Source organism: Ruegeria marisrubri (genome assembly GCF_001507595.1).
Taxonomy (GTDB): Bacteria; Pseudomonadota; Alphaproteobacteria; order Rhodobacterales; family Rhodobacteraceae; genus Ruegeria; species Ruegeria marisrubri.
The window spans coordinates 260390-274965 of record NZ_LQBQ01000001.1 but is presented as its reverse complement, the minus strand read 5'-3'; the positions used below and the strand labels follow the sequence as shown (position 1 = coordinate 274965).

Sequence of the window (14576 nt, the reverse complement as noted above, 5' to 3'; positions counted from 1 at the left end):
TGTCGCCGCATCGCCACACCCGCCCGTCCCCTCTTTCCGGGCATGGCAATCGCGCCGGAATCCTGCTTATGGTTCCCAAAAGACCAAGACATTCCGGATTACGGGACAAAAGATGATACGAGCATTCACGGCAATTGTTTTCCTTGTCTTCACCGGCCTGCAGGCCGCCGTCGCCCAGCAGGGGCAAGAAGAAGGCGTCTGGGTCCAGATCGAGGCCCAACCGACGCTGCGCCAGGCGCAGGACCGGGCGCAGGCCTATTCCGACGTGCTGGCCGATGTGAACGGGTTCCGGCTGAGCAGCGGCTGGTATGCGATCGTGCTGGGCCCCTACCTGCGGTCGGACGCCGAACAGGTCCTGCGCGTCTACCGGGCCGAGGGGCAGATCCCGCGCGACAGCTTTCTTGCCTTTTCCCGGTCGCTGGGGCCTCAGTTCTGGCCGATCGGCGCGAACGTTCTGAACCAGCCGGCCGTCGTGACCCCGGTGCCGCAACCGGCCGAGCCGGAACAACCCGAGATCGTGCATCGCGACGAGCCCGAGGATGAAACACCCGCCGAAGCCCGCCAGAGCGAGCGGCTGCTGACCCAGCAAGAACGCAAGGCCCTGCAACTGGCGCTGCAGGCTGCGGGTTTTTACAACGCCGCCATCGATGGCGCTTTCGGCCCCGGCACCCGCCGCTCGATGGCCGACTGGCAGATCTACAACGGGTACGAGGCCACCGGCGTCCTGACCACGTTGCAGCGCAAACGCCTGATGGACGACTACAACGAACCCCTCACCAGCGTCGGCATGGAGCGCTACGCGGACCGTGACGCCGGCATCGAGATGCAACTGCCCATGGGCGTGATCCGGTTCGACCGGCACGAGGCGCCGTTTGCGCATTTCGAAAGCACGTCTGACCTGGGCGCCCGGGTCCTGCTGATCAGCCAGAAGGGCGACGAGGCCACGCTGCGCGGCCTCTACGAGGTGATGCAGTCTCTGGAAATCGTGCCGCTCGACGGGCCGCGCTCGCGCAGCAAGACGGGCTTTGTCCTCGAGGGACAAGGCAACGGCATCGTGTCCCACACCGAGGCCAGGCTTGAGAATGGCGAGATCAAGGGCTTTACCCTGGTCTGGCCCGAAGGCGACGAGGCCAGGCGCGCCCGCGTTTTGGCGGCGATGAAGGCCAGCTTCCGGCGGCTGGATGGCGTCCTGCCCGACACGGCAGGGGCGCAGGCCGAGCAGCAGATCGACCTGCTGGCCGGCCTGCGCATCCGCAAGCCGCGCCTGTCCCGCTCGGGCTTTTTCGCCGCGCCGGACGGGGCAGTCCTGACCGTGGCCGAGGCGACCACGGGCTGCTCGCGGATCACCATCGACGACCGGTTCGACGCCGAGGTCGCGAAACTGGACGACCAACTGGGCGTGGCCCTCTTGCGTCCGACTAAGGCCCTCGTTCCCATGTCCGTCGCGCAGCTTGGCACGGCCGAACCCCGCATCTCGTCCGAAGTGGCGGTTTCGGGATACTCCTACGAGGGCGCACTGGGGGCTCCGACCCTGACCTTCGGCAAGGTCTCGGACGTCCGCGGGCTGAATGGCGAGGACGCCATGTCCCGGCTGGACCTCGAAGCACAGGCCGGTGACGCGGGAGGGCCTGTTCTGGACGAAAATGGCAGCGTGGTGGGAATCCTTCTGTCCCGGCCGTCCAAGGGCAAGTCGCTGCCGCAAAACGTCAGCCTTGCCGCCGATGCCGAAGCCCTTGCCGGGTTGCTGGCAGATGCCGGCCTGCACGCTGAACCGGCCCAGGCCGAGCATGAGATTTCGCCCGACGAACTGAACAACCGGGCCTCGGAAATGACCGTTCTGGTCAGCTGCTGGGATTGAGATGAGCCGGGGAAAACCCCGGCTCTTTTCTCACACGATGTCCGGTGTCAGGCGGATCAGCGTCGGCCCCGACGCCTTGAATGCCGCGCGAACGACCTGCTGCATCTCGTCCAATGTCGCGGGCGCCGCCGAGGCCGCTCCGAACGCCTCGGCCAGCTTGCAGAAATCCGGGTTGCGGGCGACCACCGCGTTCGGCGCGATCTGGCCGCGCACCATGCTGTCCTCGATCTCTTTCAGCTTGCCATTGTCCCACAGGATGATCGGCAGCGGCAGCCCAAGCTCGACGGCAACGCCCAGTTCCTGCATCGTGTAGTGAAAGCCATAGTCCCCCGCGATCACCGCCGTCGGCCTGCCGCGCCGGGCCACCGCGCCGCCGATCCCCGCCGGCAGGGCATAGCCCAGCGTGCCGAACCCGGTCGGGTGATGCCAGTGGTGGGGAAAGGCCATGTCCCAGACCTCTTTCGCGACATAGGCGAACTGGGTCATGTCGGAATAGATCATCGTGTCCGCGGGCATCGCTGCGCGCAGGGCGTCGATCACCGGAACGATGCCGGGGCGCTCAGCATCCACCTCGGCCCGCCAGCGCGCCCGCGCCTCGGCCACCTCGCCGGGGCTCCAGCCCGTCGCGGGCCTGGCGGTCTCGGTGGCCTCCCACAGCGCGTAGGCGAAACTCTCAGCCTCCGCCTGCAGCTTGACCATGGCGCGATGCTCGTCCGACAGCACTTCGGGGTCGAGATCCACCCGCACCAGCACCGCCTTGTGGCCCAGTTGGCTGCGCCACAGATCGACCTCGGCCAGTTCCGTGCCCACGGCAATCACCAGATCGGCCGAGCCGATGATCTCGGCGCTGCCCGGCCGGGGCAGCATGGCGCCGAAGTCCAGCGGATAGCCCGTGCCGACCAGCCCGCGTCCCGCATAGGTGGTGAAACAGGCCGCGCCCAGCTGGGTCAGGATCTGGCGCCACAGGTTCGACCGCGCCCCGCCGCCCAGGATGAACAGCGGCCGCCGCGCAGTGTTCAGCAGCGACAGGACGGGCGAGATATCGGGCTGCAACGCCTTGGTGCGCAAGGCGGGCTGGTTCGGGAACGGGGCCGGGTCGGCCTCGGCCTCGAGCCGCGCGATCGGCACCTGAATGTGCTTGGGGCGCGGGCGCGACAGCTCGAACTCCTCAAAGGCGCGCTCGACCAGCCCATAGGCCGCCTGTGCGGTTTCCGCCCGGTAGGACCAGTCGCACACGGTCTCGGCCGCGCCCCGCTGATCCTTCATCTGGTGCAACTGCCCGCGCCGCGCCTCGGTCTCGTCAAGGCACGAAGAGATCACCAGCATCGGCACCGAATCCGAATAGGCCTGCCCCATCGGCGTCATGATGTTGCACAGACCCGGCCCGGTGATCACATAGGCCACGCCAGGCTTGCCGGTCGCCCGCGCATAGCCATCGGCCATGAAACCCGCGCCCTGCTCATGACGCGCCAGAACATGGGTGATGCCGGCCTCTTCGATGCCGCGATACATCTCTTGGTTATGCACGCCGGGGATGCCGAAAATGACCTCGACCCCGCGGTCCCTGAGCATGTGCGATATCTGCGCGCCAAGCGGCCTTTTCATCAGTTTCTCCAGAATTTGAGGGTGAAGAGCGCGTAGATCGCCATCAGCTCCAGTCGGCCGATGAGCATGGCCGCGGTCAGCATCCACTTCGCAGCGTCATTGAGACCGGAAAAATTCCCAGCCGGCCCGATCTGCGGCCCCAAACCGGGGCCGACATTGGCCAACGCGGTCGCCGCCCCCGACACTGCCGTGATGAAATCCAGCCCGGTCAGCGCCAGCCCCCAGGATACGATCCCCAGCGTCACGACGAAGAACATGAAAAAGCTCATCACCGAGCTCAGCACGTCCGGGCCGATCGGGCGGCCGTCATATTGCGGGACGAACACCCCATGCGGCGCGCGGATACGGCGGATCTGAACCTTGATCGAGGCAAAAAGCAGCTGATAGCGGAAGATCTTGATGGAACACACGGTCGATCCGGCGCAGCCTCCGATCAGGCCGATGAAAAAGAACATCATCACGGCCAGACTGCCCCATGCCATGTAGTCCACGCTGGCATAACCGGTGCCCGAGATGATCGAGGTGATGTTGAACAGCGACTGGCGAAAGGCCTGCTCCCAGGGCAGAGACGAAAAGGACGCGAGCGCCGTTGCCGTCGCCACAACCAGCACCGCGATGGTCGCCAGGAAGACCCGGATCTGGCTGTCCTGCAGGATCGGGCGGGCATTGCCGTGAACGAACTGGACATAACGGGCGAAGGGCAGCGCCGCGAGGATCATGAAGACGGTGGCCGCGTACTCCGGCGCTCCGGAAAAGGCCCCGAAAGAGGCGTCATAGTTGGAAAACCCGCCGGTGGACATCGTGGTCAGCGAATGCACCAGCGCATCGAAAAAGCTCATGCCCAAGCCTGCATAGACAAGCGCGCAGACCATGGTCAGGAAAACGTAGATAAAGCCGATCTGGCCCGCGATCTCCTGCGCGCGCGGCAGGATTTTTCCCATGGTTTCGAAACCCTCCGAGCGGAAGATCTGCATCCCGCCCACGCGCAGTTCGGGCAGGAACACCATCGCGAACACGATGATGCCGATGCCGCCCAGCCATTGCAGCAACCCGCGCCACAACAGCAGGCCGCGCGGCAGGCCGTCGAGGCCGGCCAGCACGGTCGAACCCGTGGTGGTCAGCCCCGACATCGCCTCGAACAGGGCATCGACAAAGCGCAGCTCGGTTTCGCCGAAAACAAAGGGAATCGCCCCAAAGAACGGCAAGGCGACCCACACGCCGGTCGTGACCAGAAAGGTCTGCCGGATCTTCAGCCCCTCGCCCACGCCATTGGCACAGCTCATCGCCAGAACGCTGCCTGTCAGGACGGTGATGATCGCGCTTTCAAGGAAAACCGGCCATTCCCCGCGCCCTTCCAGCAGGTCGGCGACCAACGGCAGCAGCATGGTCGCGCCAAGCAGGGCGACCAGCAGGCCGATCACATATCCGACAGGGCGCAGATCCATCATGACGCGCAGGGTTGGCGCGACGATCAGGCCCTGTCAAGCCGAAGGCGTTGCCTCAGCTGTCGGATTCCGGTTTCCGTTCCGGCATCGCCGGCGGCTTGGACGGCGCCCGAGGGCGACGCGCGCGCGGTTTCGGCGCGGCCTTGCTGCTGGCCGAAGCGCGAGGCGCTGCCGGATTCGTTGCCTTTGCCGGTTCGGCTGCCGAGACCTTCGCCTTGCGGGCGGGTTTGGCCGCCTCGGGCGCGGCTTCCTTCGTCGGCCGAACTTTCACGGTCTTTGTCTCAACGGCGGCCGGCCCGGAGGCAACGGCTTCAGGCTTTTTGACCGGCGCGGCCTTGGCGGCCGGTGCGACCTTCTTGACGGGCTCCGGCTTGGCCTTGACCGAGACCGCCTTGGGCTCTGCCGCAACAGGCGCAACCGTCGCCTCTTTCACGGACTTCGCTGCTGCCTTGACCGACGCAGGCTTGGCGGGTGCAGGCTTGGACGGTGCCGCTTTCCTGCGGCTGCTGGCGGGTTTGGCGCGGGCAGCCGATGCTTTCCTTGCCGGTACGGCCTTGGCTTTCTCTTCGACCGGCTCAAACGCACGGGTCTCGCTCGACGGTCCCGCTGCCGCGACGTGCAGCGCGTGGACCTGCAACATCGGCAGATCCATGGCCGAGCGTGTCATGATCTGCATGATCTTCAGTTGGTTGGCCAGTGCGTAGCCCGCGACGCGGACGGCTGCGGCCTGAATCTCAAGCGGTTGGGAAATCGGAATCATTGCGACTTGCTCCTTTGAAAAACGACTTCTTGAAGACAGTGCGGCAGACAGCCCCCGCGACGCGCTGGGCGGGCTGGTATCGCCTTGCAGACATGTGCCTCGCGCATCTCGGCCCCCTTTCGGTCCGGTGCCTTGCCACCCCAAGCGGCAAGTTGCGACTGTTGCCTTTGCAGCAAGCATAGGGCGAATCGGGGCGCAGGTGCAGCAAAACTTTCTGCACTGCGGCAAAACTTCGCCGCAGCGCAGATTTTTCCTTACGTAACGTCAACTTACAGACACACCCCACCGCGCGGCGTGACCGCCGAAAGAGTGCCGGGCGGTTTCAGCCGACGTGGAACAGCGTGTTGAAAAGCTTGGGATCCAGACTGGAGGCCGCAAAGGTCGGCCCTTCGGTCAGGATCGAGACCGCGTCATGGCTGTGCAGGCTTTCCTGATGGCTGGCGATCACCCGGAAATCACCGATGTGATGATCGGCCTGCAACTCGGCGCAGAACAGGCGCGCGGCGTCCTCGACAAAGATCGGGTTCGAGGCGTTGAGTTCGGCAAAGGCCTGTTCGTCCTCGCGCTTGACCATCACCTGCGTTTCGGTCGGCACCGCCCGGCGGCAGAGCGCGATCAGATCCTCGAACCACAGGCAATCGGCATGGGTGTCGACCACCACCGAGATCCGCGCCACCGACCGCTGCGAATGCGGCGTCGCCAGCCGGCCGCGCTGCGACCGCGCGTGTTCGCTCAGTTCCAGCGAGCAGGGGCAGGTCGAGGAATAGACGTAGTCCAGGTGGATGATCTTCTGGCGCACCCCACCCTGTTCGACCAGTTCCAGCGCGATGTCGTAATACTGGTAGCCTTCCAGCCCGGAACGCAGGCTCTTCAACCGGACAGGATAGGAAAACCGCATCTGGATCCGCGCATCGAAACTGTCCAGATCGGTCATGTAGTCGTCCAGCGCCGCCTCCATCACCTCGAAGCTGAAGGTGCGTTCGGCATGCTTGTAGAACGACCGCATGATCCGGGACATGTTGATGCCCTTCTTCTCGGCCTCCAGGCTCACGGTCCCGGTCACCGAGGTTTCCAGCGTCAGGTCGGGGCCGTTCTTGCTGTGGAACCGGATCGGCAGGCGGAAATTCGAGATGCCCACATGCTGGATCTGCTGTTTCGCGCCCCGGATCAGGCTCGACGGGCCGTTCTGCAGGTCGGGCAGAGACGCCTTGTAAGCCTCATCCACCACGAAATCTCCCGCATAGTCCCGCGACAGGGGCGGATAGTTGGTCGGAACCAATCCGGGGACCAGCCGCGCGATCGCCGGGTCCAGCTGGCTGATCTCCACCTCACTTGCGGCTTCCGCCCATTTCCGCAGCAGCGCCAGCGCGGCTTCGGCTTCTTCTCGGTCAGGGGTCTCGTCAATATTGCGAGAGAGAAAGTTCATCGGCGCGTTTCCTCGGTTGGTCGCCGGTATATAGACGACTTCGTCCCAAGTTCCAATCTAGCGTGATTACGGGCCAAGTAGCATTCCGGATGAAAAAAAGTGGCTGAAAACCGTCATTTTCGGCACGGCTACGCCCTTTCTGCCGTTTTCTGGCGGTTTCCGGGCGGCGAACGGAAGAAACTGAAGGCCAGTTTCGTTTGCCTTCAGCCTTTGCGCCGAGAGAGGAGTGATATGCAGGATATCCTGGACCTGGACCGATTTCCCTTGCACCGCCCGCACAGCCCCCAGTGGCAGGCGCTGGTCGATCGCTGCCGTGCCGATCTGGCCGCGCAGGGCATGTTCAACCTCGAGGGCCTGATGCACCCGCACGTGGCGGCGGCCGAGGTGTCACGGATGGCGCCGCGTTTCGCCTCGGATGCCTTTCTGCACGAGCGGATGCACAACATCTATTTCAAGACGCTCGATGACCTACCCCCGGACCATCCGGCCCTGACCCGGTTCCATACGTCCAACCGGACGCTCTGCGCAGACCAGATCGCGGGATCGGCCCTGTTGCGCCTGTATGAATGGCCGGAATTCGCCACCTTCCTCGCCGCGACGATGGGCAAGCCGCAGCTGCATGTGATGGACGATCCGCTGGCGCGGGTGAACGTGATGTCCTACGGGCCGGGTCAGGCGCTGAACTGGCATTTCGACCGGTCCGAATTCACCACGACCCTGCTGCTGCAGGCCCCCGACGCGGGCGGCGAATTCGAATACCGCACCGACCTGCGCAGCGAGGACAACCCCAACCATGACGGCGTGGCGCGGCTGCTGCGGGGTGAAGACCCGGAAAGCAGGACCATCAGGCTGACGCCCGGAACGCTGAACGTGTTCAAGGGCAAGAACACCGCCCACCGCGTCACGCCGGTCAGGGGCGACAAGGAACGGGTGATCGCGGTGTTTTCCTACTACGAACACCCCGGTGTCCGCTTCTCGGAAAGCGAACGGCTGGGGTTCTACGGCCGGGCCTCGTGAGCCCGGACATGGGGACGCCCGGCGTCTTTCCGGGCGACACGCAACGCAAATTAATCTTTATTTTTGAGACGCTTCCAAGGCATTATTGATGTCGTTTATCAAGTCACCCGCGTCTTCCAGACCGACCGACAGCCGGATCAACCCCGGCGTGATCCCAAGCTCTTCGCGCTGCGCGTCGCTCAGGCGCTGATGCGTCGTGGTTGCCGGGTGCGTGGCGATCGACTTGGCGTCGCCCAGGTTGTTCGAGATCACCGGAACGGTCATCGCGTTGAGAAAGGCAAAGGCCGCCTCTTTCCCGCCCTTGATGTCCAGCGACACAACGGTGCCGCCCTTGCCGCCCAACTGCCGCTGCACCAGCGCGTTCTGCGCATGGCTCCTGAGGCCGGGATACAGGATCCGCGCCAGCGCCGGGTGCCCCTCCAGCGCCTCGGCCAGCCTCTGCGCCGTCTCGGCCTGCGCGTTGACCCGCAGCGCCATCGTCTCGAGCCCCTTGAGCATGATCCACGCGTTGAAGGGGCTCAGCGCGCCGCCGGTATGTTTCAGATAGGGTTCCACCGTGCCACGGATGAACTCCTTGCTGCCGAGGATCACCCCGCCCAGCGCACGGCCCTGCCCGTCGATATGTTTCGTCGCCGAATAGACCACCACGTCAGCGCCCTGCTCGATGGCCTTGGAAAAGACCGGGGTCGAGAACACGTTGTCCACGATCACCGTGGCCCCGACCGCGTGGGCCAGCTCGGCCACCGCCTGAATGTCGATGACCTCGAGCGTCGGGTTGGACATGGATTCAAAGAACACCGCCTTGGTGTCGGGCCGGATCGCCGCCTTCCACTGCTCCAGGTCGGTGCCGTCGACGAAAGTCACCTCGACCCCGAACCGGCCAAGGATGTTTTCAAGGATATACAGGCACGACCCGAACAGCGCCTTGGCTGAAACCACATGGTCCCCGGCCTTCAGCATCGAGGTCAGCGCCCCGTTCACCGCCGCCATGCCGGATGCGGTGGCAAAGGCATCCTCGGCCCCTTCCAGCGCCGCGATGCGCTGCTCGAACATCGACACGGTCGGGTTGCCGTAACGGGCATAGATGAACTCGTCGGGGCCGGATTCGATGAACCGCGCCTCGGCCTGTTCGGCGGTGTCATAGACGAACCCTTGGGTCAGGAAGATCGCCTCGCTCACCTCTTTGTATTGACTGCGGCGGATGCCGCCATGCACGGCCTTGGTGCGCTTGCTCCAGCTGTCGCTCATCTCGTTCCTTTCCGCCCCGGAACCCGAGGGCAAAGAAAAAACCCCAATCGCGGTCAAGCGAAAGGGGGCTTTCATCCTGACCTTTTAGCGGTGTTGTTTAGCGTGGCCCGCAATCCGGTAACAAATCGCCACGTGGTTCCTGCCTTGCCCATACGCCTCGTGTCCCGTTGCGTCAAGCCTGAACGGGCCCGCGGCCTGCCCCTTGCCGTTCGCCGCAAATGCCTCATGATCTCCTTCCGAGACACGGAGGACACATGGCGGACCCGATCGAGCTTTACTACTGGCCCACGCCGAACGGCTGGAAAATCTCCATCGCGCTCGAGGAGATGGGGCTGCCCTACACCGTCAACCTGATCGACATCGGCAAGGGCGACCAGTACGACCCGGAATTCCTGAAAATCGCGCCCAACAACAAGATGCCCGCCATCATCGACCCCGACGGCCCTGACGGCGCGCCGGTCTCGGTCTTCGAAAGCGGCGCGATCCTGATGTACTTGGCGCGCAAGACCGGGCGGTTCTATGGGCAGACCGAGCGACAACGGATCGCGGTCGAGGAATGGCTGATGTGGCAGATGGGCGGCGTCGGCCCGATGGCGGGACAGGCGCATCATTTCCTGAAATACGCGCCCCATTTCGACCCGCCGCAGGACATCCCCTATGCCAAGGACCGCTACCGCACCGAGGTCGCGCGCCTCTACGGCGTTCTGGACCGGCGGCTGGCGGAAAACGAATACGTCGCCGGAGATTTCTACTCCATCGCCGACATGGCGATCTGGCCCTGGGCCAGCCTGTGGGAAGGCCAGCAGCAGACCTTGGAGGACAAACCCCACATGGCCCGCTGGCTTGACCTGATGGCCGCGCGTCCGGGCGTGCAGGCGGGGCGGGCATTGTTTGCCGAACTGCGCGGCGATCATCGCAGCAAAGAGGCGCAGGGGGTTTTGTTCAAGAGGTGACGTGTGTTTGATCGAAACAGGGGCAGTCAACAACAAAACTGCCTGCCCAAGTCGAAGCTGTGTTAAGCTACACCATGCCGCTCGGGGGAACACGCGTTGAACACAGTCGAACTTCACGATCCGAAAGCTCTTGTGGACGCAAGCTGGCTCGAGCAAAATCTGAGTGATCCGAACCTTCGGATTTTCGACTGCTCGACCATTCTTGATTTCCAAACCGGCGATGAGCGCCCGTATCGAGTCGTCAGTTGCAGAGCAGAGCACGACTTGGGACACATACCCGGCGCAGGCTATTTGGACCTTCAAAAGGATTTCTCGCGTCAGGAAAGCCCCTATGCAATGACGCTTGCGACTGCCGACAAGGTGGCATCGTCGTTCGAACGCGCGGGCATAGACGACCGTTCCTTTGTGGTTCTCTACAGCCGCAGAAGCATTTCGTGGGCAACCCGTTTCTGGTGGATGCTGCGTTGGATCGGGTTCGATCAGGCCGCCGTGCTGGACGGTGGATTTGAACGGTGGCAGGCCGATGGTCGACCGATATCGACTCTGCCCTGCACCTATCCCCCCGGCAAGCTTTCCGTGAACATTCGGCCCGGGCTTTTCGTCGGCAAAGATGATGTGCTTGCCGCCATTGGCGACAACAGGTCCTGCACAATAAACGCGCTCGGGCCCGACGTTTTCTCCGGCGAAAACCCCCGTTACGGCCGACCGGGACGGGTGCCCGGCAGCATCAATGTTCCCAAGGTCTCGCTCGTTGATCCCAAGTCAATGAAATTCAAACCGGTAGACGAGATCAACAAGCTGTTCTCCGCTGCGGGTGCGACGCAAGCCGACAGATACCTCACCTATTGTGGAGGGGGGATTTTTGCGACTGTCATTGCCTATTGGCTCTATCAACTCGGTCACGACAACATTGCGGTCTACGACAATTCGATGAGTGAATGGGCCACGGACCCCGATCTGCCGATGGAAACTGGCTGAAACGTGTCTTCTTGCCTACCCGCCACCGTGGCAGAGCTGCGCGAACAATCGGCACCGGGCAAGGCCGTGAAAGCCGGTCCTCCCGCGCACCAACAGATCCGGCAGCCTCGGCCTCGAGCGCGACAGAACTCACCCCTCGACCGGCTGCACGGCCCGCTGATAGAGGTGCCACGTGGTATGCCCAAGGATCGGCAGGGTAAAGATCAGGCCCAGGAATGCCGGAACCAGCGACAACAGCATGGTGACCACGATGATCGCCGCCCAGCCCAGCATGACCACCGGGTTTTCCCGGACGACTCGAACGGATGTGATCATCGCGGTGATGAAATCGACCTCGCGGTCAAGCAGCAGGGGCATGGCGACGACGGTCACCGAGAACAGCACCGCCGACAGAAACGCGCCGACGCAGGTGCCGATGGCAAGAAAGATCCAGCCCTCGGGCGTGAAGAACACGGTGTGCAGGAACCCTTCGAGATCCGAGAAGGAGGAATGCTGCAGGACGATCACCATCACGGTCCGGAACTGGTAGAACCACACCCAGGAAATGAACAGGGTGACAAAGGCCATCCAACCCATTTCACGCGTGCGCTGACGGGCCATGACGGTGAGGATGTCACGCCAGCCAAAGCTCTCGCCCTTCTGCATCCGGCGCGACATTTCATACAGCCCGGCGGCGGCAAAGGGCGCGACCAGCGGAAACCCGACCGCGGCGGGAATGACCATCCAGACCGCGCCCAGCCAGACCAGGGCCCACACGAACATGATTCCGAACAGCGCGTAGAACAGGCCGAAAAAGCCGCTCATGACGGGCCGCGCCAGAAAGTCGGAAAACCCCGCTTTCAGCGACGCCTTGATATCATCCACCGTGACCGTGTTGACCTTGGGCGCGGTCCCTTGCTGCGGCGCCGGGTTGCCCGGCGAGGACCCTTCGGCTTTGGATGCCATGACAAACTCCTCCACGGAAAAGTTTGCATCAGGTCAGGCATCAGGGCAAGCCGGCCTGCCCATCGCCTCGCACCAGCAGGTCCAGCATCCCCGAGATATCCTCGATCTCTTCCGCGATCACATGGGTCACCGAATGCGCCCGCTGCATCCGCCCGGTGACACGCAACAGCCGCCCCGCGATCACCGCGCGGCGGAACCGTTCATAGATCTTGCGCCAGACGATCACGTTCACGATGCCGGTCTCGTCCTCGAGCGTGACAAAGATCACCCCCTTGGCGGTCCCGGGCCTCTGCCGCAGGATCACCAGCCCCGCCACCGTCACCCGCGCGCCCTCGGGCGGCTCCTGCAGCCGGTTGGCCGGCAGGCAGGCAGGCGGGCGCGGCCAGTCCTGGCCTGAAACCGTGGGGGATGCCGAGGCGACGATCATGGGAACAAAAATAGAACATGTATCAGGAATGTCCAGACGCGCCACGACGAGTCGCAAATGAGGGTGGAAACACCTGGATGGCTTGATTAGGAAGATGCGGAACATCGCAAGAGGAAGACGCGAGCAATGGCAAAGATCACTTACATCGAGCACGGCGGCACCGAGCACACCGTCGAAGTCGCCAACGGCCTGACCGTGATGGAAGGCGCCCGCGACAACAACATTCCCGGCATCGAAGCCGATTGCGGCGGCGCCTGCGCCTGCTCGACCTGCCATGTCTACATCCACCCCGACTGGGTCGAGAAGCTGCCCGCCAAGGACGACATGGAAGAGGACATGCTGGATTTCGCCTACGAGCCCGACCCGGTCCGCTCGCGCCTGACCTGCCAGATCAAGGTGACGGACGAACTGGACGGGCTGATCGTGCAGATGCCGGAAAAGCAGATCTGATGCCCCGCCGCATTCCCCTCTGCCCGGACAAGGGAATGCGGCCCTCCGACAAGGCGCCGCGCCACCGGTCGCACCTTGGGCGCGGCCTCACCCGCGGCGCGCGGCTGGCCATGTGCCTGTGGCTGGCCGGGCTCGGCTCTGCCGCTTGGGCCGACACCATCGCCTCGGCCCGTTTCACCGACCCCACCTCGCGCTATGCCCATGGCGTTCTGGGTGACGATCTGGAATGGGGCGCGCTGGAACTGACGCTCTCCGACGGCCGCGTGCTCACCCACACCCTGCCCGACACCCGCGTGTTCGAAGACCTCGCCCCCCGGCTGGGGGATCTGGACGGCGATACCCACCCCGAGGTGATCGTGGTCGAAAGCGACACCCGCACCGGGGCCAGCCTCGCCATCTACACTGCCCAAGGTAAACTCGCCGCCACGCCCCATATCGGCACCCGCTTTCGCTGGCTCGCACCGGCGGGCGCAGCCGACCTGGACGGCGATGGCCGCATGGAAATCGCCTATGTCGATCGCCCGCACCTGGCCAAGACCCTGCGCATCTGGCGCTTTGCGGATGGTGACCTGACCGAGATCACCACCCTGCCCGGCCTGACCAACCACCGGATCGGAGACGACTTCATCACGGGCGGCCTGCGCGACTGCGGCGCGGGGCCGGAGCTGATCCTTGCCAGCGGCGACTGGCGTCATGTCACCTCGGTCCGCCACGCCAACGGCTGGGTCAGAACCGAACTCGGCCCTTATTCGCCCTCGGCGATGGCGCGCGCGCTGAACTGCGAATGACCGAAAGCCGCCTTACGGCGCCGAGCGGACCACGTGGTCGCCCTCGATCCCGCCCAGCGACTGGAACAGGGCGGCGGTGTTGTTCACGCCGAATTTCTTCAGCAGCCGCGCCCGGTGCACTTCGACCGTGCGATAGCTCAGATCCAGCTCGCGCGCGATCTCCTTGCTGGTCCGCCCCTCGCTGAGCAGCGAGAAAATCTCGCGCTCGCGCCGGGTGAGCGGCTGATAGGGCCGGATGGCCGACAGGTCGGCAAAGCTCCAGACCGCGCGGGCCAAGGGGTCTTCGGGCGTAAAGGTCTGCCCCCGCACCCGGCACCAGAACAGCTCGCCATCCTTGCGCCGCATGACCCGCTCGTCCCAATAGAGGTTGCCCTCGCTGAGTTCCTTGTCGCCGCGGTGGAGGATGTTCGAGAACTCCTCGGGGCTGGGGTAGAGAAAGGCAAACAGCTGGTCCAGCAGCTCTTCGCGGTCATAACCGAACATCTGGCAGAACCGCCGGTTCACCTCGCGGATCACCCGCGACTCGGTCACCACGATCCCGACCGGCACCCAGTCAAAGGCCAGCCCCCGCAGATCGCGCGCGGCATAGGCAGCATCCAGTTCGGATTTGTCTATCGGTCCGGGCATCATCTTTCTCCTGTGCGGCGATCATAGTCCGTCAGAATGGCAAATGAAA

General features: G+C 64.2%; 14 protein-coding genes and 1 riboswitch. Of the genes, 6 read left to right on the top strand and 8 right to left on the bottom strand.

Going from position 1 to position 14576, the window contains the following annotated elements; genetic code table 11:
* Nucleotides 1-112 precede the first annotated feature (112 nt).
* Nucleotides 113-1858, top strand: a complete 1746-nt coding sequence (locus AVO45_RS01315; protein ID WP_068343642.1) for a serine protease — start codon at nucleotides 113-115, stop codon at nucleotides 1856-1858.
* 30 nt (nucleotides 1859-1888) lie between these two features.
* Here AVO45_RS01315 and AVO45_RS01310 read toward each other — a convergent pair whose 3' ends face one another.
* The 4 genes from AVO45_RS01310 to folE2 all read right to left on the bottom strand — a co-directional run bounded on the left by AVO45_RS01310 (nucleotide 1889) and on the right by folE2 (nucleotide 7094).
* Nucleotides 1889-3463 (bottom strand): 5-guanidino-2-oxopentanoate decarboxylase, encoded by a 1575-nt coding sequence (locus AVO45_RS01310; RefSeq protein ID WP_068343639.1) that lies wholly within the window; start codon nucleotides 3461-3463, stop codon nucleotides 1889-1891.
* Nucleotides 3463-4911: a TrkH family potassium uptake protein gene (locus AVO45_RS01305; RefSeq protein WP_068343635.1), complete on the bottom strand. Its 1449-nt coding sequence runs from the start codon at nucleotides 4909-4911 to the stop codon at nucleotides 3463-3465. The genes AVO45_RS01310 and AVO45_RS01305 overlap by 1 nt, the downstream gene beginning before the upstream one ends.
* A 52-nt stretch (nucleotides 4912-4963) precedes the next feature.
* The gene (locus tag AVO45_RS01300; RefSeq protein WP_068343632.1) at nucleotides 4964-5668 is read right to left on the bottom strand and encodes a hypothetical protein; all 705 of its coding nucleotides are present in this window, start codon (nucleotides 5666-5668) and stop codon (nucleotides 4964-4966) included.
* 322 nt (nucleotides 5669-5990) lie between these two features.
* Nucleotides 5991-7094, bottom strand: coding sequence for a GTP cyclohydrolase FolE2 (gene folE2, locus AVO45_RS01295; RefSeq protein ID WP_068343629.1), 1104 nt, complete (start codon nucleotides 7092-7094; stop codon nucleotides 5991-5993).
* Between the two features lie 231 nt (nucleotides 7095-7325).
* Here folE2 and AVO45_RS01290 point away from each other — a divergent pair, with 231 nt between their 5' ends.
* Nucleotides 7326-8111 (top strand): HalD/BesD family halogenase, encoded by a 786-nt coding sequence (locus tag AVO45_RS01290; protein ID WP_068344666.1) that lies wholly within the window; start codon nucleotides 7326-7328, stop codon nucleotides 8109-8111.
* A 57-nt stretch (nucleotides 8112-8168) separates the two neighbouring features.
* On the opposite strand, the gene metZ is transcribed toward AVO45_RS01290, so the two are convergent.
* Nucleotides 8169-9359: an O-succinylhomoserine sulfhydrylase gene (gene metZ / locus AVO45_RS01285; protein WP_068343626.1), complete on the bottom strand. Its 1191-nt coding sequence runs from the start codon at nucleotides 9357-9359 to the stop codon at nucleotides 8169-8171.
* A gap of 64 nt (nucleotides 9360-9423) precedes the next feature.
* A riboswitch (SAM riboswitch) is annotated at nucleotides 9424-9501 on the bottom strand.
* 112 nt (nucleotides 9502-9613) lie between these two features.
* Here metZ and AVO45_RS01280 point away from each other — a divergent pair.
* Nucleotides 9614-10312: a glutathione S-transferase N-terminal domain-containing protein gene (locus AVO45_RS01280; protein ID WP_068343623.1), complete on the top strand. Its 699-nt coding sequence runs from the start codon at nucleotides 9614-9616 to the stop codon at nucleotides 10310-10312.
* A gap of 96 nt (nucleotides 10313-10408) precedes the next feature.
* Nucleotides 10409-11290: a sulfurtransferase gene (locus AVO45_RS01275; protein ID WP_082688617.1), complete on the top strand. Its 882-nt coding sequence runs from the start codon at nucleotides 10409-10411 to the stop codon at nucleotides 11288-11290.
* A gap of 129 nt (nucleotides 11291-11419) precedes the next feature.
* Here the strand turns inward: AVO45_RS01275 and AVO45_RS01270 are convergent, their stop codons facing one another.
* Both AVO45_RS01270 and AVO45_RS01265 read right to left on the bottom strand, forming a co-directional pair.
* Nucleotides 11420-12235 carry a DUF2189 domain-containing protein gene (locus AVO45_RS01270; protein WP_068343615.1) on the bottom strand — a complete coding sequence of 272 codons (816 nt, stop codon included), beginning with the start codon at nucleotides 12233-12235 and terminating at the stop codon, nucleotides 11420-11422.
* 40 nt (nucleotides 12236-12275) lie between these two features.
* Nucleotides 12276-12662 (bottom strand): OB-fold nucleic acid binding domain-containing protein, encoded by a 387-nt coding sequence (locus AVO45_RS01265; protein WP_068343612.1) that lies wholly within the window; start codon nucleotides 12660-12662, stop codon nucleotides 12276-12278.
* A 126-nt stretch (nucleotides 12663-12788) separates the two neighbouring features.
* Here AVO45_RS01265 and AVO45_RS01260 point away from each other — a divergent pair, with 126 nt between their 5' ends.
* Nucleotides 12789-13112, top strand: a complete 324-nt coding sequence (locus tag AVO45_RS01260; protein WP_068343609.1) for a 2Fe-2S iron-sulfur cluster-binding protein — start codon at nucleotides 12789-12791, stop codon at nucleotides 13110-13112.
* Nucleotides 13112-13900, top strand: coding sequence for an FG-GAP repeat domain-containing protein (locus tag AVO45_RS01255; protein WP_338055940.1), 789 nt, complete (start codon nucleotides 13112-13114; stop codon nucleotides 13898-13900). The genes AVO45_RS01260 and AVO45_RS01255 overlap by 1 nt, the downstream gene beginning before the upstream one ends.
* Nucleotides 13901-13912: 12 nt before the next feature.
* Here AVO45_RS01255 and AVO45_RS01250 read toward each other — a convergent pair whose 3' ends face one another.
* A complete protein-coding gene (locus AVO45_RS01250; protein ID WP_082688653.1) occupies nucleotides 13913-14527 on the bottom strand; it encodes a LuxR C-terminal-related transcriptional regulator in 615 nt (204 codons plus the stop codon).
* Nucleotides 14528-14576: the final 49 nt, after the last annotated feature.

Coding starts and splice junctions, on each gene's coding strand:
- AVO45_RS01315 (WP_068343642.1), top strand. CDS start 113: ATGATACGAGCATTCACGGCAATTGTTTTCCTTGTCTTCACCGGCCTG.
- AVO45_RS01310 (WP_068343639.1), bottom strand. CDS start 3,463: ATGAAAAGGCCGCTTGGCGCGCAGATATCGCACATGCTCAGGGACCGC.
- AVO45_RS01305 (WP_068343635.1), bottom strand. CDS start 4,911: ATGATGGATCTGCGCCCTGTCGGATATGTGATCGGCCTGCTGGTCGCC.
- AVO45_RS01300 (WP_068343632.1), bottom strand. CDS start 5,668: ATGATTCCGATTTCCCAACCGCTTGAGATTCAGGCCGCAGCCGTCCGC.
- folE2 (WP_068343629.1), bottom strand. CDS start 7,094: ATGAACTTTCTCTCTCGCAATATTGACGAGACCCCTGACCGAGAAGAA.
- AVO45_RS01290 (WP_068344666.1), top strand. CDS start 7,326: ATGCAGGATATCCTGGACCTGGACCGATTTCCCTTGCACCGCCCGCAC.
- metZ (WP_068343626.1), bottom strand. CDS start 9,359: ATGAGCGACAGCTGGAGCAAGCGCACCAAGGCCGTGCATGGCGGCATC.
- AVO45_RS01280 (WP_068343623.1), top strand. CDS start 9,614: ATGGCGGACCCGATCGAGCTTTACTACTGGCCCACGCCGAACGGCTGG.
- AVO45_RS01270 (WP_068343615.1), bottom strand. CDS start 12,235: ATGGCATCCAAAGCCGAAGGGTCCTCGCCGGGCAACCCGGCGCCGCAG.
- AVO45_RS01265 (WP_068343612.1), bottom strand. CDS start 12,662: ATGATCGTCGCCTCGGCATCCCCCACGGTTTCAGGCCAGGACTGGCCG.
- AVO45_RS01260 (WP_068343609.1), top strand. CDS start 12,789: ATGGCAAAGATCACTTACATCGAGCACGGCGGCACCGAGCACACCGTC.
- AVO45_RS01255 (WP_338055940.1), top strand. CDS start 13,112: ATGCCCCGCCGCATTCCCCTCTGCCCGGACAAGGGAATGCGGCCCTCC.
- AVO45_RS01250 (WP_082688653.1), bottom strand. CDS start 14,527: ATGCCCGGACCGATAGACAAATCCGAACTGGATGCTGCCTATGCCGCG.